Here is a 21816-nt window from a genome sequence, read left to right on the forward strand (position 1 = left end):
GTCAGGACTCCAGATCGTGCCGATTGACCCGTGCTTCCAACTGGTTCTGCAGGTGCGAAAGCACCGTGGCCAGAACCCAGTAGATCAGCGCGGCGGCAAGGTACATGGTGAAAATTTCAAAGGTACGGGCGGTAATCAGCTGCGCCTGACGGAACAGTTCCGGCACCTGAATAGTGGCTGCCAGCGCGGTGTCCTTCACAAGCGAAATGAAGCTGTTGCCCAATGGTGGCAGGGCTGTGCGCATCGCTTGCGGCAGGATGGCCCGGCGCAGGGTCTGCGCGCGGGTCATGCCGATACTCGCAGCGGCTTCCCACTGGCCGCGCTCGATAGAGCTGATCGCGGCGCGGAGGATTTCGCAGGCATAGGCCGCCATGTTCAGCGAGAAGCCGATCAGGGCCGCCGGCAGCGGATCAAGTTCGATGCCCAATTGCGGCAAGCCGTAATAGATCACGAACAGTTGCACCAGCAACGGCGTGCCGCGAAAGAACGACACGTAGATGCGGGCGATCCAGCTCACCAGTTTGAAGCGCGACAGGCGCATCAACGCCAGGCCGAAGCCCATCACCAGGCCGAAGAACATCCCGCCCAGGCTCAAGATCACTGTGTAGTACGCGCCCTTCAACAGGAAGGGCGCGGAATCCAGCGCGAGTTGGAAAGCTTCTTCCATTATTTAGTGACGTCAGCGCTGAAGTATTTTTCCGAAAGCTTTTTCAGCGTACCGTCGGCACGCAGCTTGTCGATGGCTTTGTTCACCGCGGCCAGCAGCTCTGGCTCGCCTTTGCGCAGGGCGACACCGGCTTCCTGGCGGGAGAACGCTTCGCCGGCGGCGGCAGTGTCCTTGGCCTTCTTGGCGTATTCCAGTGCGGCGAGGCGGTCGATCAGAATGGCGTCGATGCGGCCAACGCGCAGATCCTGGAACTTGGTCGGGTCATCTTCGTAGGTGCGGATGTCAGCCTTAGGCACATTCTCTTTCACCCATTGCTCGTAGTTGGTGCCCAGGCCTACGCCCACTTTCTTGCCGGCCAGATCGGCAGCGGTCTTGATGGTGTCTTTGTTCTTGGTCAGGGTCAGCGCCTGAATCCCGGAAACGGTGTACGGCTCGGAGAAGTCATACTTCTTCTTGCGCTCTTCGGAGATGGTCACCTGGTTGATCACGGCGTCCAGACGCTTGGATTCCAGGGCTGCAAGGATGCCGTCCCATTTGGTCGGCTGCAGTTTGACCTTCACGCCCAGCTCTTTGGCCAGGGCTTCGGAAAACTCGACTTCGAAGCCCGTCAGCTTGCCGTCGGCGTCGACGAAACTGAACGGTGGGTAAGTGCCTTCCAGACCCACGTTGATCACGCCAGCGTCTTTGATTTTTTGCAGCTGCTCACCGGCAACCGCTTGCCCCAGCAGACCGGCGCTCAGCGCCAGGCCCAGCGAACCAACCAGCAGGTTTCGACGTAATGCGGAAAAATTCATGACAAGCCCCTGTGTTTTCTTATGAAGACGCTTTTAGGAATGTTGGCAAATTCGGGATTTGAACGACTGCGATATCCTGCCCTAAAGCATCGTATGCGTCTCGCTGCAAATTCGCCTGCGGCGTGACTATATGATGGCGCCTTTAGATTGGAAAATAATGAATAATAAGTTTGTTATTCCTTTTCAAGCTAAGTGATCGTTCCTACGCTCTGCGTGGGAATGCAGCCCGTGACGCTCCGCCTCACTGGACGCGGAGCGTCCTTTGAGGCATTCCCACGCAGAGCGTGGGAACGATCATTTACAGAAAGTCTTTGTAGGCGAACAGTGCCGGCGCCCCGCCGGTGTGCAGGAAGATGACCGGGCCGTCATTGAAGCGCTGGCGGCCGATGCCATCGAGCAAACCCGCCATGGCCTTGCCGGTATAAACCGGGTCCAGCAGCAAACCTTCCTGGCTCGCCACCAGCTTCACGGCGGCCAACGTCCCGGCATTCGGTTCGCCGTAGCGCGGGCCGAAATATTCGTCCCACAACTCGACCTTGAAACTCGCTGGCAAGCTCACGCCCAGCAACTCGGCAGTGCGTTCGGCGAGGCCCTGGACTTTCGGGCGCTGGTCTTCGTCGCTGCGAGAAACCGTGACACCAATCACTGGCAAATCCGGCAGTGCTTCACTCAACGCCAACGCCAGACCGCTATGGGTCCCGGCACTGCCCGAAGCCAAAACCACGGCCGCGAATGTCAGCCCGGTGTCCTTGATCTGCTCGGCCAATTCCAGCCCGGCGCGCACATAACCCAAAGCGCCCAATGCGTTGGAGCCACCAATCGGCACCAGATACGGCTTCTTGCCGTTGTTGCGCAGGCGATCGGCCAGGGCCTGTAATTGCTCGTCGGCGTTGTCGAGGTTTTCCACCAGTTCGACCTTGGCGTCGAACAGGTCCAGCAACAGTCGATTGCCGTTACCGACATAGTTAGCGTCGTCGGTGCCGAGAGGGTTTTCCAGCAGGGCTACGCAGCCCAGGCCAAGCTTGGCCGCAATGGCGGCGGTCTGGCGCACGTGGTTGGACTGAAGCGCGCCAGCGGTGATCAACGTGTCGGCGCCTTGTGCCAGTGCATCGGCCGCCAGGTATTCGAGTTTGCGCAGCTTGTTGCCGCCCATCGCCAGCGGCGTCAGGTCATCACGCTTGACGTACACATCGCGGCCCAACCAGGCCGACAGGCGTTCGAGTTTTTCCAGGGCAGTGGGATGACCGAGCAGGTCGAGACGATTAAAGCGGGCAAGCTGTTGTTTGATCATGGGGTCCGTACTGGCGGAGGGAGATGACAGGACTATAGGCACGCCTATTTAGCGGGGCAACTGCCAATCGGCCTTATGCCAAAAAGTGCTGAGCACAGCACAATCGGTTCTTAATTCGGCTTCCAGACCATGCCGTAAAGTAATCGCGGTTAACGCGGCCAGACAGTCCGGCCGCCCGTGAGGAGTTTTTACCGTGAGCGAGCGTTCCAGTCATTGGCAACTGCAGACCATCGTCAGTCAACTGCGCACGGCGCGTGATCAGTGGCGGCTACAAAATGGCCGCGCCAGCACCGAACAGGGCGGTCGCGAGTTGCCTTCCCGAGCGGCCATGGCAGAGATTCTCGAAGCCCTCTGCGGCGCGTTGTTCCCGATGCGCCTGGGACCGGTGGATTTGCGCGAGGAAAGTGAAGACTTCTACGTCGGCCACACGCTGGACGTTGCGTTGAACGCGTTGCTGGCTCAGGCGCGACTCGAACTGCGCTACGCCGCTCGCCACAGTGCCCAGGCCGACACTGGGGTCGAGGCCAAGACGATTCAGATCATTCAGGACTTCGCCCTCGCATTGCCGGGGCTGCGCAGTCTGCTCGACACCGACGTGCTGGCGGCCTATCACGGCGATCCGGCGGCTCGCAGCGTCGATGAAGTGTTGTTGTGCTATCCGGGGATTCTGGCGGTGATTCATCATCGCCTGGCCCATCATTTGTACCGCGCCGGATTGCCGCTGCTGGCACGTATCAGCGCGGAAATCGCCCACTCGGCCACCGGCATCGACATTCACCCTGGCGCGCAGATTGGTCGCAGCTTCTTCATCGATCACGGGACGGGCGTGGTGATCGGCGAGACCGCCATCATCGGCGAGCGTGTGCGGATTTATCAGGCCGTGACGTTGGGCGCCAAGCGCTTCCCGGCGGATGAAGACGGTCAGTTGCAGAAGGGGCAGCCGCGACATCCGATTGTCGAGGATGACGTGGTGATCTATGCCGGTGCGACGATTCTGGGGCGGATCACCATCGGCAAGGGCTCGACCATTGGCGGCAATGTCTGGCTGACCCGCAGCGTGCCGGCGGGGAGCAACCTGACTCAGGCGAATCTGCAGCATGATGACGGGACGCAGAAGTAAATCCGGAATCTCGACTGACTGATCCGGCCTCATCGCGAGCAGGCTCGCTCCCACAGGGTTTTTATGGTGTTCGCAATGGTGTGGACTGACACAAATCCACTGTAGGAGTGAGCCTGCTCGCGATTGGTTTCAAGGCGAACCAAGATGTTGGCATTCCGCTAATTTCTCACTGAACGAATCCTCCAAATCCCCCGTCATACCCACCCTTGAGCTAGCGCACGAACAGTACCGCCGAGCCTTGCGATTAGTCCTTAGCACCCTATTCATGTTTAACTTGAACGCTCATTCAAGTTAAACCGCCGGTTTGCTGCCCGCTCACAACAGGAGGCTTGCCTTTGCCGAGTCCGTTACTGATTGCCCTGTTTCACCCCCTTGAGGTGCACCTTTCATGAGTGCATCGCCCACCCCCGCCAGCGGTCAGGTCCGCATGAATCCGCCGGTGTTTTACTTCTCGGCGACGTTCATTTTGCTGTTCGGCCTCATCGTCATCGCCATGCCTGAACAGGCTGGCGCCTGGCTTCTGGAAGCGCAAAACTGGGCGGCCAACACGGTCGGCTGGTACTACATGCTCGCAATGACGCTGTATCTGGTCTTCGTGGTGGTCACCGCCTTGTCCGGCTACGGCAAGATCAAGCTCGGTGCCGACCACGACGAACCCGAATTCAGTTACCTGTCCTGGGCCGGCATGCTGTTCGCCGCCGGGATCAGCATCACGCTGTTCTTCTTTTGCGTGTCCGAACCGCTGACCCATTTGGCGCAACCGCCGCAAGGCGACGCGAACACGGCGGATGCAGCGCGTCAGGCGATGCAGATTCTGTTTCTGCATTGGGGCCTGCACGGCTGGGGCGTGTTCGCCTTCGTCGGCATGGCGCTGGCCTACTTCGCTTATCGTCATAACCTGCCGCTGGCCCTGCGTTCGGCGCTCTATCCGCTGATCGGCAAACGCATCAACGGCCCGATCGGTTACGCGGTGGACGGCTTCGGCATCATCGCCACGGTGTTCGGCCTTGGTGCCGACATGGGCTTTGGCGTGTTGCACCTCAACTCGGGTCTGGACTACCTGTTCGGCATCGCTCACACCCAATGGATTCAGGTCGGCCTGATCACGCTGATGATGGGCGCGGCGATCATCGTTGCCGTGTCTGGTGTCGATAAAGGCGTACGCGTGATGTCCGACATCAACATGCTGCTGGCCTGCGCGCTGCTGCTGTTCGTGTTGTTCGCCGGCCCGACTCAGCACCTGCTCAACACCTTGATCCAGAACATCGGCGACTACCTCGGCGCCTTGCCGATGAAGAGTTTCGACCTCTACGCCTACGACAAACCCAGTGACTGGCTGGGCGGCTGGACGGTGTTCTACTGGGCCTGGTGGATCGCATGGTCGCCGTTCGTGGGCCTGTTCATCGCACGGATTTCCCGTGGCCGGACCATCCGCGAATTCGTCTTCGGTGTGCTGCTGATTCCGCTCGGCTTCACCCTGGCGTGGATGTCGATCTTCGGCAACAGCGCCATCGATCAAGTCCTCAACCACGGCATGAGCGCCCTCGGCATGTCGGCCATCGATAACCCATCGATGACTCTCTACCTGCTGCTGGAAACCTACCCGTGGAGCAAAACCGTGATCGCGGTCACGGTGTTCATCAGCTTCGTGTTCTTCGTCACCTCCGCCGACTCCGGCACCGTGGTGCTATCGACACTGTCCGCCAAGGGCGGCAATCCCGACGAAGACGGGCCGAAATGGCTCCGGGTGTTCTGGGGCGCGATGACCGCGTTGGTGACCAGTGCGCTGCTGTTCTCCGGCAGTATCGATGCGCTGAAGTCAGCGGTGGTGCTGACCTCGTTGCCGTTCTCGATGATCTTGCTGCTGATGATGTGGGGGCTGCACAAGGCGTTCTACCTGGAGTCGCAGAAGCAGATCGCGCAACTGCATTCGCTGGCCCCGGTGTCCGGCTCGCGGCGTGGCGGCTGGCGTCAGCGTTTGAGTCAGGCCGTACATTTCCCGTCACGGGATGAGGTCTATCGCTTCCTCGATACGGCGGTGCGCCCGGCGATTGAAGAAGTCTCGGCGGTGTTCGTCGAGAAGGGTTTGAAGGTGGTCACTCAGCCGGACCCGACCAACGACAACGTCAGCCTGGAAATCGGTCATGGCGAGGAGCGTCCGTTCATTTATCAGGTGCAGATGCGCGGCTACTTCACACCGTCCTTCGCCCGTGGCGGTATGGGTTCCAAGGAACTCAACAACCGTCGTTATCATCGGGCCGAAGTGCATTTGAGCGAGGGCAGTCAGGACTACGATCTGGTGGGTTACAGCAAGGAGCAGATCATCAACGACATCCTCGATCAGTACGAGCGGCACCTGCAGTTCCTGCATTTGGTGCGTTGATCGAGAACCCGTGGCGCCGGGCCTTTTCAGGTCTCGGCGCTCAACACCATGAACAGCACCAGCGCCGCCACCGGCACACTGAATACCACCGTGCCGATCATCAGTTCCGTACTCAGTGACTGGCCGGCCGTGACCACACCAACGGCACCGTTGATCAACGTCAACGCCAGCCACAGGGCCACGAAGCTGTAAGTCAGTGTCTGTTGGCTGAAGCCGATTTTCTCGCCGATGAACAGCATCAGTGCCAGCAGGATCAGGCCGAAGGAGATGATGATCGTGGTGTGCATGGGTGTGTACTCCTGAGTAAATGATCGTTCCCACGCTCTGCGTGGGAACGCCTCAAGGGACGCTCCGCGTCCAGTGACGCGGAGCGTCACGGGCTGCATTCCCACGCAGAGCGTGGGAACGATCAAGAGAAGAGCTCCACCGTCATATCGAGCATAGGTCAGGCATCCCGGTGGAGTGGAGCCCGCCCTTAGACCAACCCACCGTTGACGCGCAGGATTTGCCCGTTGACCCACGCCGAATCAGGACCGACCAGGAAAGACACAACGCGAGCGATGTCTTCTGGCTGAGCCAGACGTTCCAGCGGGGCCATCTTGGCGAAATTCTGGATCTGCTCTTCGCTCTTGCCGTGCAGGAACAGGTCGGTCGCCACCGGGCCCGGCGCGACGGCGTTGACGGTGATGTTGCGTCCGCGCATTTCCTTGGCGAACACCTGGGTCAGGGATTCCACCGCCGCTTTGCTGGCGATGTACACCGCGTAACCCGGCAGGTTCATGCCGACGGTGCTGCTGGAGAAGTTGATGATCCGCCCACCAGCGTTCAGGCGAGTGGCGGCTTCACGCAGGGTGTTGAACGTGCCGCGAGCGTGAATGTTGAAGTTCTGGTCGAACAGCTCATCCGTGTGTTGCGCCAGCGGCAGGACTTTGAGGATGCCGGCGTTGTTGACCAGCACATCGACCTTGCCCAGTTGCGTTTCGGTCTCGTCGAACAGCCGGCGTACGTCGTCGGCATTGGCCACGTCAGCCTTGATCGCTATGGCCTGGTGGCCGTCCTGACGCAATTCGACCACCAGTCTTGAAGCTTCGGTGGCACTGCTGGCGTAGTTGATGGCGACGGCGAAACCTTGTTTGGCCAGTTGTTTGGCGATCACTGCACCGATGCCACGGGAGGCGCCGGTCACGATGGCAACTTTCGAAGTCTGAGTAGTCATGGCGGTGAATCCTTTGAAGTGGATGGCTTGGGGTGAAGCCAGATTCACATGTTTACTCAGGCCGATAAATGCACGAGAGTTGCCTTGACTGTTCAATAATCGCCAACAATCAACCGTCAGGAGACCCACGTGGATCAAGTCAAAGCGATGAAGGTTTTCGTGCGGATCTACGAGCGCAGCAGCTTCACGCGGGCGGCCGACGACCTGAACCTGCCGCGGGCGACGCTGACCCACACGCTGAATCAATTCGAAGCCTGGCTCGGTACACGTTTACTGGAGCGAAGCACCCGCAAGGTGCGGCCTACGCTGGACGGCGAGGCGTACTACCTGCGTTGCGTGCAGCTGCTGGCGGAACTGGAAGAAGCCGAACTGGCATTCCGTAGCGTCGCACCGAAGGGCCGGTTGCGCGTGGATGTGCATGGCACGCTGGCCAAGCACTTCGTCATCCCGGCGTTGCCGCAGTTCATGGCGCGCTACCCGGACATCGAACTGTCCATCAGCGAGGCCGACCGCTTTGTCGACCTGATCGCCGAAGGCGTCGACTGCGTGCTGCGCGCCGGCACCTTGGGCGACTCCGCGCTGATCGGCCGTCGCGTCGCCAACTTGCGCCAAATCACCTGTGCCAGCCCCGCGTATTTGCGCAAATACGGCGAACCGAAAAGCCTCGACGACCTCAAACATCATCGTGCCGTTAACTACGTCTCGCGCACGACTGCCAAGTTATTCCCCTTCGAATTCATGGTTGATGGCGAACTGAAGGAAGTCGCCATCGATGGGGCGCTTTCAGTGTTCGGCGCGGAAATTTATGCGGCATCGGCGATCGCCGGGCTGGGCCTGATCCAGTGCCCGCATTACCGAATGGAAACGCAGATTTCCCTGGGCCTGGTGCAGGAAGTCCTGATCGACACGCCACCACCGCCGATGCCGGTTTCGGTGTTGTATCCGCACAACCGACACATGTCGCCACGGGTTCGGGTGTTTGTGGATTGGCTGGGGGAAGTGTTTGCGGGGGCTCAGTAGCCGCTGGTCTATAGGAAATCAGCCTTCTGCACGATAGGCTAATATTTATCAGAGTGTGTATGGTGTGTATTGGTGTGGAGCTTCGTCGCGTAGTGTGCGCAGCAGATGCTGCCCACAAGGACGAAGGTGATGCGAAGTCGGGAAATGATCAGGATGATCGAGGAGGATGGTTGGTGTCTGGTGGCCGTGAAAGGCAGTCATCATCAGTACAAGCATCCATGCAAGCCAGGGAGGGTGACGATAAAGCACCCGGACTCGGATCTTCCAAAAGGAACGATCAACAGCATATTGAAACAGGCGGGTCTGAAATGAGACCCGACACCGGATACGAAAGCCCCGAGCGGGCCACATCACAGGAAGGACTTACCGAAATGAAATTCCCGGTCGTTCTGCACAAGGATGCCGACTCAGAATACGGAGTAATTATCCCGGACGTGCCGGGTTGCTTCTCCGCAGGCGGTACTGTTGCGCAGGCATTTGAAAACGTGAAGGAAGCGCTGTCGTTGCACTACGAAGGCTTGGTGGCCGATGGCGATCCACTGCCGCAGGTGCATGAGATCGACGCTCATCTTGATAACCCTGATTACGCGGGCGGCGTGTGGGGGGTGGTCGAATTTGATATCACGCCTTACTTCGGAAAGTCGGTGCGCTTCAATGCCACACTGCCTGAGCAGTTGCTTGAGCGTATCGATCAAACAGTCAGGCGGGATCAGCGGTACAGCTCAAGGTCTGGCTTTTTGGCTGCTGCTGCCCTGCGTGAGTTGTCGGCCTAAATGTTGTGAAACGTTTCAGCATTTTCTCGGGTCCAAGGTTTATCGGCGTTTGTCTGGGCGTATGCTGGGCAACTTGCGAAGCAGTCGATACCAACTTCAAGACAGACAAGAGAGGATTCGATGACCTACACCGCTGCCGAAAACCGCTACGACTCCATCCCTTACCGCCGCGTGGGGCGCAGCGGGCTGGTGCTGCCGGCGCTGTCTCTGGGCCTGTGGCACAACTTCGGCGACAGCACGCCGATCGACACCCAGCGTTCGTTGCTGCGTACCGCATTTGATCTTGGCATCAACCATTTCGACCTGGCCAACAACTACGGCCCGCCGTATGGCAGCGCCGAGATCAATTTCGGTCGTTTGCTGCGTGAAGACTTCAAGCCGTATCGCGACGAGCTGATCATCTCCAGCAAGGCCGGTTGGGACATGTGGGCCGGCCCTTATGGCCAGGGCGGCGGTTCGCGCAAATACGTGCTGGCCAGCCTTGATCAGAGCCTGCAGCGCCTGGGCCTGGACTACGTGGACATCTTCTATTCCCACCGCTTCGACCCGGACACGCCGCTGGAAGAAACCGCCAGCGCACTGGCCACCGCGGTGCAACAGGGCAAGGCGTTGTACATCGGTATCTCCTCGTACTCGGGGGTTAAAACCCGTGAAATGGCCGCGCTGCTGAAAGAGTGGAAAGTCCCGTTGCTGATTCATCAGCCGGCTTACAACTTGCTCAATCGTTGGGTGGAAAAAGACTTGTTGGATACGACGGACGAACTCGGTACGGGCGTGATTGCGTTTACGCCGTTGGCTCAGGGGTTGTTGACCGACAAGTACCTCAACGGTGTGCCGGCGGACGCGCGGGTCAATCGTCCGGGAGGTGGTTCGTTGCAGGCGGCGCACCTGTCCGAAGCCAACATCGCTCATGTGCGTGCGCTGAATGAGATCGCCAAACGTCGTGGTCAGAGCCTGGCGCAGTTGGCTTTGGCGTGGACGTTACGCGATCCGCGTGTGACGTCGGCGTTGATTGGTGCGAGCCGGCCGGAGCAGATTATCGAGAACGTCGGGGCGTTGAAGAATTTGAGCTTCAGCGTGGAAGAGCTGGCGGAGATTGACCGGTTTGCTCAAGAGGGTGGGGTCAATCTTTGGGAGAAGCCTTCGACGGCTGAATGACCTCTAACTGATCGTTCCCACGCTCTGCGTGGGAATGCCTCAACGGACGCTCCGCGTTCGGCTCTTGATGGGGCGCGGAGCGTCCCGGGCTGCATTCCCACGCGGAGCGTGGGAACGATCGGGTGATCGGATTACCGGAAAAACGGCACATCCCCCAACACCGTCGCCCGCTGCATCACCCGTCGCGCCGGCCGGTAATCATCCACGGCGTAATGCTGCGTCACGCGGTTATCCCAAAACGCCACGTCGTCCTTCTGCCAACGCCAGCGAATGGTAAATTCCGGCCGTGTCGCGTGGGCAAACAGAAACTTCAGAATCACCTCGCTTTCGGTTTCCGACAGCTCATTGATCTTCGACGTGAAGCCTTCATTGACGAACAACGACCGACGTCCGCTCACTGGATGAGTACGAATCACCGGGTGTGACAGCGGCGGGTTTTTCCTGCGCGCTTCTTCCCACTGGGCCAGCGCTTCGGGCGTGTTGCCATAGCGCTCCAGCGGGAACGAACGGGTGAAATCGTGGGTGGCGGTCAGCCCTTCGAGCAAGGTTTTCATCGGGGTCGACAGCGCTTCATACGCCGCGATACCGCTGGCCCACAACGTGTCGCCACCGAACTCCGGCAGCAACTTGGCACTGAGTACCGCGCCCAGAGCCGGGGTCGGCAGGAAGGTCACGTCGGTGTGCCAGATCGCGTTGTCGCGCACGTCGGTGACGGCTGTATCTAGGATCAGCACTTCGGGTTGTTCCGGCACATTCGGGTAGATCGGGTGAATGTGCAGGTCGCCGAAATTGGCGGCGAAACGTGCTTGCTGCGGGGGTGTGATCGGCTGATCGCGGAAGAACAACACTTGATGTTTGAGCAGCGCCTGCTCGATGGCGTCGCGCTGTTCCAGGCTTAGCGGTTGGCTGATGTCGACGCCGCTGATTTGCGCGCCGAGGGCATAGCTTAAGGGAACGATGGTCAGGTTGCTCATGGTCTTCTCTTTAATCCGGGGCGCCGAGCTTTTTGTGGGAGTGAGCCTGCTCGCGATAGCGGAGTGTCAGGCGACATGGCTGTGGCTGATACGCCGCCATCGCCGGCAAGCCGGTCTCGCTCCCACAGGGTTTTTCACATGATGATTTTTTAGTGCGCCTGGCCATGCCACGGCACCAGTTTGCGTTGCAGGGCGCGCAAGCCCATTTCCATGGCGAAGGCGATCAGCGCGATCACCAGAATCCCCAGCACCACCACATCGGTGACCAGGAACTGCGCGGCCGACTGCACCATGAAACCCAGACCACTGGTGGCGGCGATCAATTCGGCGGCGACCAGCGTCGACCAACCCACACCCAAGCCAATACGCACACCGGTCAAAATATCCGGCAGCGCACTCGGCAGAATCACATGGCGAATCAACTGCGCCCGGGTCGCCCCCAACGACTGCGCCGCGCGCAATTTGGCCGGGTCGACGGTACGCACGCCGGTCGCCGTAGCGATGGCGATCGGGGCGAAGATCGCCAGGTAGATCAACAAGACTTTCGACAGCTCACCGATGCCGCACCAGATCACGATCAACGGCAAATAAGCCAACGGTGGAATAGGGCGGTAGAACTCGATCAGCGGATCGAGAACGCCGCGGGCAATGCGGTTGTGGCCGATGGCGATTCCAACGGGCACGGCGGTCAGCACCGCGAAGCCCAGGCCCAGACCGATTCGGCTGAGGCTCGCGCCAAGGTGCTGCCACAACGTTGAATCCATGTAGCCGGTGGTCACCAGCAGCCAGCCTTTTTGCAGCACCGCGGACGGTGGCGGCAGGAACAGCGGTTCGATCATTCCAGTGGCGGTGACGGCCCACCAAATGGCAACGAGAGCGACCAGTGTCAGCACGCTGATCCAGCGTGTGTTCAAACTGCGACGCAGCGGGATTACCGTCGAGCCCGGTTTCACCGTCGCGGCGGGAATTTCATAGGTGCTCATGCGCGCTCCTGCCGCTGGGCGGCGCTGCGTTGGGAGAACACTTTGGCGAGCACGTGTTCGCGGGTTTCGATAAAGCGCGGGTCTGACTTGATCGAACGAGCCGACTCCCCGGCGGCGTAACGCTGACCAAAATCCAGGCTCAGGCGCTCAACGATTTGCCCTGGATTCGGCGCCAGCAGAATCAGGTCCGTGGCGAGAAACACCGCTTCTTCGATGTCGTGAGTAATCAGAAATACCGGTTTTGCGGTGCGCTGCCAGACTTGCAGCAGCAACTCCTGCATCTGTTCGCGGGTGAAGGCATCGAGGGCGCCGAAGGGTTCGTCCATCAGCAAAACCCGCGGATCAGCAGCAAGGGCACGGGCCAGGCCGACACGTTGCTTCTGCCCGCCCGAGAGTTGCCAGATCCGACGGTTTTCGAAGCCGGAAAGGTCCACTAACGCGAGCATTTCCCGAGCGCGCAGTTCACGTTTTTCCCGGGCAATACCGGCCAATTCCAGACCGAAACCGACGTTGGCCAGCACGTCCTGCCAGGGCAGCAGGGCATCGTCCTGAAACACCACGCCGCGTTCGGCGCTCGGACCTCTGACCGGGACGCCATCGAGGGTGATGCGCCCGGCGCTGGGCTCGACGAAACCGGCAATCAGGTTCAACAGCGAAGTCTTGCCACTGCCGGACGGGCCGAGGGCGACCAGCAATTGCTGGGGCCCAAGACTCAGGGAAATATCCGCCAGTACCGGTTCGGGGCTACCTGGGTACTGTGCGCTGATGCGCTCCAGCTGAAGCAAAGCCATCGCAATTAACTCCGATCAGTTGGTGATGTATTTGGCGCTGACGTACGGGGCGTAATCCGGCAGCACGGCTTCAACCTTGCCTTGTTCTTTCAGGAACGCGGCGGTGTCGGTGATGGCCTTGGTGGTCGGCGCGCCGAGGGTGATCACCTGATCAGCCGCCAGCGGGAAGACGTTGCCTTGCAGCAGCAATGGAATGTCGCTGGCCTTGGCGCCGGAGAGTTTCACCAGCTTGTCGATGTTGGATTGATTGGCGAGCCAGGCTTTTGGGTCTTTGCGGTAGTCGGCGTAGGCATCGAGGGTCACTTTGGCGAACGCGGTGACGATTTCCGGGTGCTTCTCGGCGAAGTCTTTACGCACGATCCATGCATCGAAGGTCGGCGCGCCGAACTTGGCCAGTTCGCCGGAGGTGATCAGCACTTTGCCGTTTTCCTTGGCAACTCCGAGGGCTGGGTCCCACACGTAGGTGGCGTCGATGTCACCGCGTTTCCACGCGGCAATAATGGCTGGCGGCGCGAGGTTGAGGACGGTGACTTTCGAGGGGTCGATATTCCAGTGCTTCAGCGCGGCCAGCAGGCTGTAGTGGCCGGTGGAAACGAACGGCACGGCGATTTTCTTGCCGATCAGGTCCTGCGGGGTTTTGATCCCGGAACCGTCACGGACAACCAGAGCCTCAGCGGCGCCGATCTGCGTGGCGATGAGGAAGGTTTCTACCGGGACTTTGCGGGTGATGGCCGCCGTCAGGGGGCTGGAACCGAGGTAACCGATTTGCACGTCGCCGGAAGCGATGGCGGCGATGATGTCGGCGCCGTTGTCGAATTTGCGCCAGTCGATCTTGGCGTTGGTGGCTTTCTCGTACGCGCCGTCGGCCTGGGCGACTTTCGCCGGGTCTACGGTGGTCTGGTAGGCGACGGTGACGTCAGCCGCCTGGGCAAAGAAACTCACTGCAGCCAGAGACGCGGCCGCCAGGAGGCGAAGGGGGAAAGTCAGTTTCATTGAGAAGCTCCTTTTCAGACGACCGAGAGCCGGCGTGAAAAGAAGACTAAATGATCTAAGAATCCGAAAATAAATAACTTTTTAGAATGAGCTTATGAGCGGAAAATTCTAAGCAGGTACCCTGATCGTTCCCACGCTCTGCGTGGGAATGCAGCCGGTGACGCTCCGCGTCACCTGGACGCGGAGCGTCCCTTGAGGCATTACCACTCAGAGCGTGGGAACGATCATATATTTTGGCATTGCGTGCAGTCAGGTGGATCGACCCCTCACCCCAGCCCTCTCCCCAGAGGGGAGAGGGAGCCGAACTTCATGCTTTTCGGAACTTGAGTTCGACTCGGGCTTTCAGGTCGATGTATGACGTGAGACGCCTCGGTCAGTCCCCTCTACCCCTTGGGGCGGTCCGACGCTTCGGGAGGGTTAGGGTGAGGGGTGGATCTTGAGGTTAGTTGCTAATGGCCAGAATGCTCGCCTGATACGACCCGACAAACACATCGAAATCGCCGACTTCGTTCTGCTCCAGCTCAATCTGCTCGGCCAGCGACGAACGCGCCCGGTCTTCAAATTTCGCCTGATCTTCGCTTGAAAGCGGTTCACTGCGGAAAAACTCCGCATGCGCCTGGCTCTGACGCAGGGAGAACTGAGCAAAGCTCTCCTTGTGCTCAGCCATCGCCGCCAGCACCTGGGCCGATGGTGTCAGCGATGGATCCTTGACCTTGGCCAGTTGGGCATCCAGCGCCTTGCTATGCGCATCGCCGCCATGACTCTGATCCAGTATCGCCGCCAGGGGTGCAATCTTCTCCAGCAACTCGCTGGCCCACTCTTTCAGGTCCACCGGATGACCGTCACGTTGCAGTTGCAGGCCCGGACGGCGACCTTCCTTGACCACGCTGAGGAAGTTCGAGGTCGCGTTGCCGCACGAGGTATTGGTCAGCAGCGGGCTGTCGTTCAGCGCGCAATACAGCAGGAATGCGTCGAGGAACCGCGACTCCGGCAGATCGATGCCCATCGGCAGGAACGGGTTGATGTCCAGGCAACGCACTTCGACGTACTGAATGCCGCGAGCCACCAGCGCCTGGATCGGCCGTTCGCCGGTGTAGGTCACGCGTTTCGGGCGGATGTTGGAGTAGTACTCGTTTTCGATCTGCAGGATGTTGGTGTTGAGCTGAACCCACTCACCGTCCTGATGCGTGCCGATTTCGACGTACGGCGGGTAAGGCGTGGCGACCGCTTTGCGCAGGCTGTCGGTGTAGCTGGCCAGATCGTTGTAGCAAGGCGTCAAACCGGCCTGGGCGTTGCTCTGGTAACCCAGGTCACTCATGCGCAGGCTGGTGGCGTACGGCAGGTACAAGGTGTCCGGGTCCAGTTGTTCCAACTGGTGCGAACGACCGCGCAGGAAACCGGCGTCCAGCGCAGGCGAAGCACCGAACAGGTACATCAGCAGCCAGCTGTAGCGGCGGAAGTTACGGATCAGCGCGATGTAGGCCGACGACTGATAGTCACGGTCGGTGCCGACAAAACCTTCTGCTTCCTTGAGCAGCGGCCAGAGCTTTTCCGGCAAGGAAAAGTTGTAGTGAATCCCGGCGATGCACTGCATGGTCTTGCCGTAGCGCAGGGCCAGGCCCTTGCGGTAGACGTACTTGAGCTGACCGATGTTGGAGGTGCCGTAATAGGCAATCGGGATGTCTTCCTCGGCCGGCAAAGGGCACGGCATCGATGGACTCCACAGGTACTCGTTGCCGAGCTTGCTGTAGGCAAAACGGTGGATCTTGTCCAGGCTCGCCAGCGTATCCGCCGGGTCGGGCAGGGCGGGCGTGATGAACTCCAGCAGCGACTCGGAATAGTCGGTGGTGATTTGTTCGTTGGTCAGCGCGGAACCCAATGCTTCCGGGTGCGGCGTTTGCGCCAGGCGACCTTCGCCGGTCACGCGCAGGCATTCACGTTCGATGCCGTGAAGGCACTGTTCGAGCAGAGAGAGGTTAGCGCGCTCGCCGAGCAGAGCCAGGCGGCGGTTGAGAAGTTCGCTCAAGTTGGATTCCTTCACGCGTCAGTCGCCCCAATATGGGGGTGGGCAAGACGGTCTACAAGGGTGAAGTTGAAACTGGCGTTTTCGCCTGGTTTTTGAGCAGCACAGACCTCATGCCATTCGGTAAGAACCGCGCAATCCCCTGTGGGAGCAACTTGTGGCGAGGGGGCTTGCCCCCGTTGGGCTGCGAAGCAGACCCAAAATCTCTGGATTTTCAAGATTTTGTGAGTGCTACGCACTCAAACGGGGGCAAGCCCCCTCGCCACAGGCGCTCCCACAGGAAATCCCGGCGCAGGATTCATTGCGCCGAAATTAACTCAAATCGATGGCATTCATCTACAGGACAGCGAACGTGCCTTGTGCTTTTGCGACGAGTTTGTCGCCTTGCATCACATCGGCTTCGACCACCAGCGTGCGGCGGCCCGGGTGGATCACCCGCGCCGTGCACATCACTTCACCGTCTGCGACGGCGCGAATGTAGTTGATCTTGCACTCGATGGTCGCGCTCTGCTGGTCAAAACCATGGGTGCTGGAACAGGCCAGCCCCATGGCAATGTCCACCAGACTGAACAAGGCTCCGCCGTGCAGCTTGCCGCCGCGATTGCGCAGCTCTGGCGCAAGCCCGAGGGCGACTTGCGCCACCCCGGTCTCCAGACTGTGCAAGCGACACCCCAGCAACTTGAAAAAAGCGCTTTCGGTCAGCCCGGCCGGGATCTCCATCAGCGTTTCTTCAACTGCTTGGCATTGGCGAACAGCGAAGCCATGGCGTTGTTGGCCGGGGCCGCCGCCGTGGTTTCTTTACGCGGTGTGGTGTTCTGGGACTGGCGTGGCGCCGAACCCGGACGTGCACCACGGGCACCGTCGATTTTCTCGCCCGGCGTGTCGCTCATGCGCATCGACAGGCCAACGCGTTTGCGCGGGATGTCGACTTCCATGACCTTCACTTTCACCACGTCACCGGCCTTCACCGCTTCACGCGGATCCTTGATGAATTTCTCCGAAAGCGCAGAGATATGCACCAAACCGTCCTGATGCACGCCGATGTCGACGAAAGCACCGAAGTTGGTCACGTTGGTCACCACGCCTTCGAGGATCATCCCCAGCTCCAGGTCCTTGAGGTCTTCGACGCCTTCCTGGAACTCGGCAGTCTTGAACTCGGGACGCGGATCGCGGCCAGGTTTTTCCAGCTCTTGCAGGATGTCGGTGACCGTTGGCAGACCGAAGGTTTCGTCGGTGTACTTTTTCGGATCAAGACGCTTGAGGAAGCTGGCGTCGCCGATCAGCGAGCGAATGTCGCGGTCGGTCTCAGCAGCAATGCGCTGCACCAGCGGATAGGCTTCCGGGTGAACCGCGGACGAATCCAGCGGGTTGTCGCCATTCATTACACGCAGGAAACCCGCAGCCTGTTCAAAGGTTTTTTCACCCAGACGCGCGACTTTCTTCAACGCCGCACGGGTTTTGAACGCGCCGTGCTCATCGCGGTGGCTGACGATGTTCTGCGCCAGGGTCGCGTTGAGGCCGGAGATGCGCGCCAGCAGCGCCACGGAAGCAGTGTTGACGTCGACGCCGACGGCGTTCACGCAGTCCTCGACCACCGCGTCCAGGCCGCGTGCCAGTTTCAGCTGCGACACGTCGTGCTGGTACTGGCCGACGCCGATGGATTTCGGATCGATCTTCACCAGCTCGGCCAGCGGATCCTGCAAACGACGGGCAATCGATACCGCGCCACGGATCGATACGTCGAGGTCCGGGAATTCCTTGGAGGCCAGTTCCGACGCCGAGTACACCGATGCGCCGGCCTCGGAGACCATGACTTTGGTCATCTTCATGGCTGGGTATTTTTTGATCAGTTCTGCGGCCAGCTTGTCGGTTTCACGGCTGGCGGTGCCGTTGCCGATGGCGATCAGGTCCACGGCATGCTTGGCGCACAGGGCCGCCAGAATCGCGATGGTCTGGTCCCATTTGTTGTGCGGTACGTGCGGGTAAACCGTGGCGTGATCCAGCAGCTTGCCGGTGGAATCGACCACGGCCACCTTGCAACCGGTACGCAAGCCCGGGTCGAGACCCAATGTGGCGCGCGGACCCGCCGGCGCCGACAGCAGCAAGTCGTGCAGGTTATGGGCGAACACGTTGATCGCTTCGGTTTCTGCGCCGTCGCGCAGTTCGCCCAGCAGGTCGGTTTCGAGGTGGGTGTAGAGCTTGACCTTCCAGGTCCAGCGCACCACTTCGCCCAGCCATTTGTCGGCGGCGCGGTTCTGGTTCTGGATGCCGAATTGCTGGCCGATCATGCCTTCGCATGGGTGCATGGCGCCCGGCAGTTCGTCGCCGACTTTCAGCGCCGAACTCAGAATGCCTTCGTTGCGGCCACGGAAAATCGCCAGCGCGCGGTGCGACGGCATGCTTTTGAGCGGTTCATCGTGTTCGAAGTAGTCGCGGAACTTGGCGCCTTCCTCTTCTTTGCCGGCGATGACGCGGGCGCTGAGGGTGGCTTCCTGCTTGAGGTAGCTGCGCAGCTTGTCCAGCAGGCCGGCGTCTTCGGCAAAGCGTTCCATCAGGATGTACTTGGCGCCTTCGAGGGCTGCCTTCACATCGGCCACGCCTTTTTCGGCATCGACGAAGCGCGCGGCTTCAGCGTCTGGCGTCAGGGTCGGGTCGTTGAACAGGCCGTCGGCCAGCTCGCCGAGGCCGGCTTCCAGGGCGATCTGGCCCTTGGTGCGGCGCTTCTGCTTGTACGGCAGGTACAAGTCTTCGAGGCGGGTTTTGGTGTCGGCGAGCTTGATGTCGCGTTCAAGTTGCGGGGTCAGCTTGCCTTGTTCCTGGATGCTGGCAAGGATGCTGATGCGCCGTTCGTCGAGTTCTCGCAGGTAGCGCAGACGCTCTTCCAGATGACGCAACTGGATGTCATCGAGGCTGCCGGTCACTTCTTTCCGGTAGCGGGCGATGAAGGGAACGGTAGAGCCTTCATCGAGTAGCGCGACGGCCGCTTCGACCTGTTGTGGGCGTACGCCGAGTTCCTCGGCGATGCGGCTGTTGATGCTGTCCATAAAACCACCTGACAAATTGTGAAAGCAGGCTCGCAGGCGCAGAGATAGGGGCTCGGCGAGTCTGGTTGAGCGGCCTGGCCTGCGCCGCTACCTGGATCAACAGGTATCCCGTTGACCCGTGAAATCGAACAATTACTGCCTGTGCCGTGAAAATAAAAAACGGCCATCTACAGAAATGATCAGACGTTGCCTGACACAAAAGGCCGCGCATTATAACCAGCGTTCTGTCATTCGGGGGCATCGCAGGCTGTAGGCATAAAGGCCGGATTTCTGGCGATCAAGGAAAAATCTGCTAACAATGCACACGGTGCGTATAACGGCAGCTACGCCATAATGCGCGCCGAGATCAAAGGAGCATCTAATGAGCAGCACTGCAAACATTGCTGAAGGCGAAAAAATTCTTATTGTTGATGACGATCCAGGGCTGAGCAGCCTGCTGGAACGTTTTTTCGTCAGCAAGGGCTACCGCGCCCGCGCCGTACCGAACACGGAACAAATGGATCGCCTGCTGGCGCGTGAAGTGTTCAACCTGGTCGTCCTCGACCTGATGCTGCCCGGCGAAGACGGCTTGACCGCTTGCCGCCGCCTGCGCACCGCGAACAACCAGATTCCAATCATCATGCTGACCGCCAAGGGCGATGAGCTGAGCCGCATCAAGGGCCTGGAACTGGGCGCCGACGATTACCTGGCCAAGCCGTTCAACCCGGACGAGCTGATGGCTCGGGTCAAAGCGGTTCTGCGTCGTCAGGCGGCACCGGTGCCGGGCGCCCCGGGCAGCGAAGACGAAAGCGTGACCTTCGGTGACTACGAACTGTCCCTGGCGACCCGCGAGCTCAAACGCGGCGACGAAGTGCACATGCTCACTACCGGTGAATTTGCGGTGCTCAAGGCGTTGGTCATGAACGCCCGTCAGCCACTGACCCGCGACAAGTTGATGAATCTGGCCCGTGGCCGCGAGTGGGACGCCCTGGAGCGCTCCATCGACGTACAGATTTCCCGTCTGCGCCGGATGATCGAGCCCGATCCGTCCAAACCGCGTTACATCCAGACTGTCTGGGGCGTGGGTTACGTGTTCGTTCCGGATGGCGCCGCCACCAAGTGATCGGCGATTTGTAGGAGCGGGTCTTGCGGGCAACGGGTCAGATGACTTTGCTCGCAGACTCGCGATCCGCAATATGCGAGCATCGCTCGCTCCTGCAAGTGTGTAGCGGTTATCCATGAAAACCCCCGTTTGGTTCCCCCAGAGTTTCTTCTCCCGCACCCTTTGGCTGGTGCTGATCGTCGTGCTGTTCTCCAAGGCGCTGACCCTGGTTTATCTGTTGATGAACGAAGACGTGCTGGTGGATCGCCAATACAGCCACGGCGTCGCCCTGACGCTACGCGCCTATTGGGCGGCCGATGAAGAAAACCGCACGAAGATTGCCGATGCCGCGACCTTGATCCGGGTAGTGGGTGCTGGCGTGCCGGAAGGTGAGCAACACTGGCCTTACAGCGAGATCTATCAGCGGCAGATGCAGGCGGAGCTGGGTGCCGACACTGAAGTCCGATTGCGTATGCACTCGCCGCCGGCCCTGTGGGTTCGGGCGCCAAGCCTCGGTGATGGCTGGTTGAAAGTGCCGCTTTACCCACATCCATTGCGCGGCCAGAAAATCTGGAACGTACTCGGCTGGTTCCTCGCTATCGGTCTGCTGTCCACTGCCTCGGCGTGGATCTTCGTCAGCCAGCTCAATCAACCCTTGAAACGTCTGGTCTATGCCGCGAGGCAACTCGGCCAGGGCCGCAGTGTGCGTCTGCCGATCAGCGACACGCCGAGTGAAATGACCGAGGTTTACCGGGCCTTCAATCAGATGGCGGAAGACGTCGAACAGGCGGGCCGCGAGCGCGAACTGATGCTCGCCGGGGTGTCCCACGACTTGCGCACGCCACTGACCCGTTTGCGGTTGTCTCTGGAGCTGATGGGCGACCACAGCGACCTGACGGACGACATGGTGCGCGACATCGAAGACATGGACGCGATTCTCGATCAGTTCCTGGCGTTCATTCGCGATGGTCGTGACGAGTCGGTGGAAGAGGTGGACCTGAGCGATCTGGTGCGCGAAGTCGCGGCGCCCTACAACCAGAACGAAGAGAAAGTGCGCCTGCGCCTGGAGCCGATTCAGCCGTTTCCATTGCGTCGGGTGTCGATGAAGCGGCTGCTGAACAACCTGATTGGCAACGCCTTGCATCACGCGGGCAGCGGGGTTGAGGTGGCGGCTTATGTGTCCGGGGACACCAGCGCGCCGTATGTGGTGCTGAGTGTCATGGACCGTGGGGCGGGGATTGATCCGTCGGAGCTGGAGGCGATTTTCAACCCGTTTACCCGGGGTGATCAAGCTCGGGGCGGGAAGGGGACCGGGTTGGGCTTGGCGATCGTGAAGCGGATTGCTTCGATGCATGGCGGGAATGTTGAACTGCGCAATCGGTCCGGTGGCGGGCTGGAAGCGCGGGTGCGGTTGCCTTTGGGACTAATGTTGCCTAGAGATGCGGTTTAACGACTGCGGTCATGGCTTTAGATTTGAGGGAATTCTGAATCCACCCCTCACCCCA

Annotated in this window: 20 protein-coding genes; 8 read left to right on the top strand and 12 right to left on the bottom strand. The window is 60.1% G+C overall.

From position 1 onward, the window contains the following. Position 1: 1 nt before the first annotated feature. From tcyL to IB252_RS18155, 3 genes are all read right to left on the bottom strand, one after another. Positions 2-667, bottom strand: coding sequence for a cystine ABC transporter permease (gene tcyL / locus IB252_RS18145; RefSeq protein ID WP_008148276.1), 666 nt, complete (start codon positions 665-667; stop codon positions 2-4). Next, positions 667-1461 (bottom strand): cystine ABC transporter substrate-binding protein, encoded by a 795-nt coding sequence (gene tcyJ, locus IB252_RS18150; RefSeq protein WP_192409803.1) that lies wholly within the window; start codon positions 1459-1461, stop codon positions 667-669. The genes tcyL and tcyJ overlap by 1 nt, the downstream gene beginning before the upstream one ends. Positions 1462-1759: 298 nt before the next feature. Beyond that, entirely contained in the window at positions 1760-2752 is a 993-nt protein-coding gene (locus IB252_RS18155; protein WP_192409804.1) for a D-cysteine desulfhydrase, read from the bottom strand. 193 nt (positions 2753-2945) lie between these two features. On the opposite strand from IB252_RS18155, the gene epsC reads away from it, so the two are divergent. Together epsC and betT are read left to right on the top strand one after the other, a co-directional pair. Next, positions 2946-3872, top strand: coding sequence for a serine O-acetyltransferase EpsC (gene epsC, locus IB252_RS18160; protein ID WP_111449488.1), 927 nt, complete (start codon positions 2946-2948; stop codon positions 3870-3872). Between the two features lie 427 nt (positions 3873-4299). Next, positions 4300-6255, top strand: coding sequence for a choline transporter BetT (betT, locus tag IB252_RS18165; RefSeq protein ID WP_192410077.1), 1956 nt, complete (start codon positions 4300-4302; stop codon positions 6253-6255). Positions 6256-6281: 26 nt separating this feature from the next. Here betT and IB252_RS18170 read toward each other — a convergent pair whose 3' ends face one another. Next, complete coding sequence (locus tag IB252_RS18170) at positions 6282-6542, bottom strand: hypothetical protein (protein ID WP_192409805.1); 261 nt, start codon at positions 6540-6542, stop codon at positions 6282-6284. A gap of 188 nt (positions 6543-6730) precedes the next feature. Further along, entirely contained in the window at positions 6731-7471 is a 741-nt protein-coding gene (locus tag IB252_RS18175) for an SDR family oxidoreductase (RefSeq protein WP_192409806.1), read from the bottom strand. Between the two features lie 129 nt (positions 7472-7600). Here IB252_RS18175 and IB252_RS18180 point away from each other — a divergent pair, with 129 nt between their 5' ends. From IB252_RS18180 to mgrA, 4 genes are all read left to right on the top strand, one after another. Further along, positions 7601-8491: a LysR family transcriptional regulator gene (locus IB252_RS18180; RefSeq protein WP_192409807.1), complete on the top strand. Its 891-nt coding sequence runs from the start codon at positions 7601-7603 to the stop codon at positions 8489-8491. 129 nt (positions 8492-8620) lie between these two features. Then, positions 8621-8803 carry a type II toxin-antitoxin system HicA family toxin gene (locus IB252_RS18185; RefSeq protein WP_192409808.1) on the top strand — a complete coding sequence of 61 codons (183 nt, stop codon included), beginning with the start codon at positions 8621-8623 and terminating at the stop codon, positions 8801-8803. After that, positions 8800-9264 carry a type II toxin-antitoxin system HicB family antitoxin gene (locus IB252_RS18190; protein ID WP_192409809.1) on the top strand — a complete coding sequence of 155 codons (465 nt, stop codon included), beginning with the start codon at positions 8800-8802 and terminating at the stop codon, positions 9262-9264. The genes IB252_RS18185 and IB252_RS18190 overlap by 4 nt, the downstream gene beginning before the upstream one ends. Positions 9265-9384: 120 nt before the next feature. Next, positions 9385-10422: an L-glyceraldehyde 3-phosphate reductase gene (gene mgrA / locus IB252_RS18195; RefSeq protein WP_192409810.1), complete on the top strand. Its 1038-nt coding sequence runs from the start codon at positions 9385-9387 to the stop codon at positions 10420-10422. A 131-nt stretch (positions 10423-10553) separates the two neighbouring features. Here the strand turns inward: mgrA and tauD are convergent, their stop codons facing one another. The 7 genes from tauD to IB252_RS18230 all read right to left on the bottom strand — a co-directional run bounded on the left by tauD (position 10554) and on the right by IB252_RS18230 (position 19230). Then, positions 10554-11396, bottom strand: coding sequence for a taurine dioxygenase (tauD, locus tag IB252_RS18200; RefSeq protein WP_192409811.1), 843 nt, complete (start codon positions 11394-11396; stop codon positions 10554-10556). Positions 11397-11545: 149 nt separating this feature from the next. Continuing rightward, complete coding sequence (gene tauC / locus IB252_RS18205; RefSeq protein WP_192409812.1) at positions 11546-12379, bottom strand: taurine ABC transporter permease TauC; 834 nt, start codon at positions 12377-12379, stop codon at positions 11546-11548. Beyond that, entirely contained in the window at positions 12376-13170 is a 795-nt protein-coding gene (gene tauB, locus IB252_RS18210) for a taurine ABC transporter ATP-binding subunit (RefSeq protein WP_192409813.1), read from the bottom strand. Before tauB ends, tauC begins: the two co-directional genes overlap by 4 nt. 15 nt (positions 13171-13185) lie before the next feature. After that, positions 13186-14163: a taurine ABC transporter substrate-binding protein gene (gene tauA / locus IB252_RS18215; RefSeq protein WP_192409814.1), complete on the bottom strand. Its 978-nt coding sequence runs from the start codon at positions 14161-14163 to the stop codon at positions 13186-13188. Positions 14164-14605: 442 nt separating this feature from the next. After that, positions 14606-16189, bottom strand: coding sequence for a glutamate--cysteine ligase (gene gshA, locus IB252_RS18220; RefSeq protein WP_192409815.1), 1584 nt, complete (start codon positions 16187-16189; stop codon positions 14606-14608). Positions 16190-16522: 333 nt separating this feature from the next. Then, positions 16523-16906: a PaaI family thioesterase gene (locus tag IB252_RS18225; protein ID WP_007903088.1), complete on the bottom strand. Its 384-nt coding sequence runs from the start codon at positions 16904-16906 to the stop codon at positions 16523-16525. After that, positions 16906-19230, bottom strand: a complete 2325-nt coding sequence (locus tag IB252_RS18230) for a Tex family protein (RefSeq protein WP_192409816.1) — start codon at positions 19228-19230, stop codon at positions 16906-16908. The genes IB252_RS18225 and IB252_RS18230 overlap by 1 nt, the downstream gene beginning before the upstream one ends. 361 nt (positions 19231-19591) lie before the next feature. On the opposite strand from IB252_RS18230, the gene ompR reads away from it, so the two are divergent. Both ompR and IB252_RS18240 read left to right on the top strand, forming a co-directional pair. Further along, positions 19592-20332: a two-component system response regulator OmpR gene (ompR, locus tag IB252_RS18235; protein ID WP_007903084.1), complete on the top strand. Its 741-nt coding sequence runs from the start codon at positions 19592-19594 to the stop codon at positions 20330-20332. A 115-nt stretch (positions 20333-20447) separates the two neighbouring features. Continuing rightward, positions 20448-21761: an ATP-binding protein gene (locus IB252_RS18240; RefSeq protein WP_111449478.1), complete on the top strand. Its 1314-nt coding sequence runs from the start codon at positions 20448-20450 to the stop codon at positions 21759-21761. The last annotated feature ends 55 nt before the right edge of the window (positions 21762-21816 follow it).

The sequence above is a fragment of the Pseudomonas sp. PDM10 genome (assembly GCF_014852295.1).
In the GTDB taxonomy this organism is placed as follows: Bacteria; Pseudomonadota; Gammaproteobacteria; order Pseudomonadales; family Pseudomonadaceae; genus Aquipseudomonas.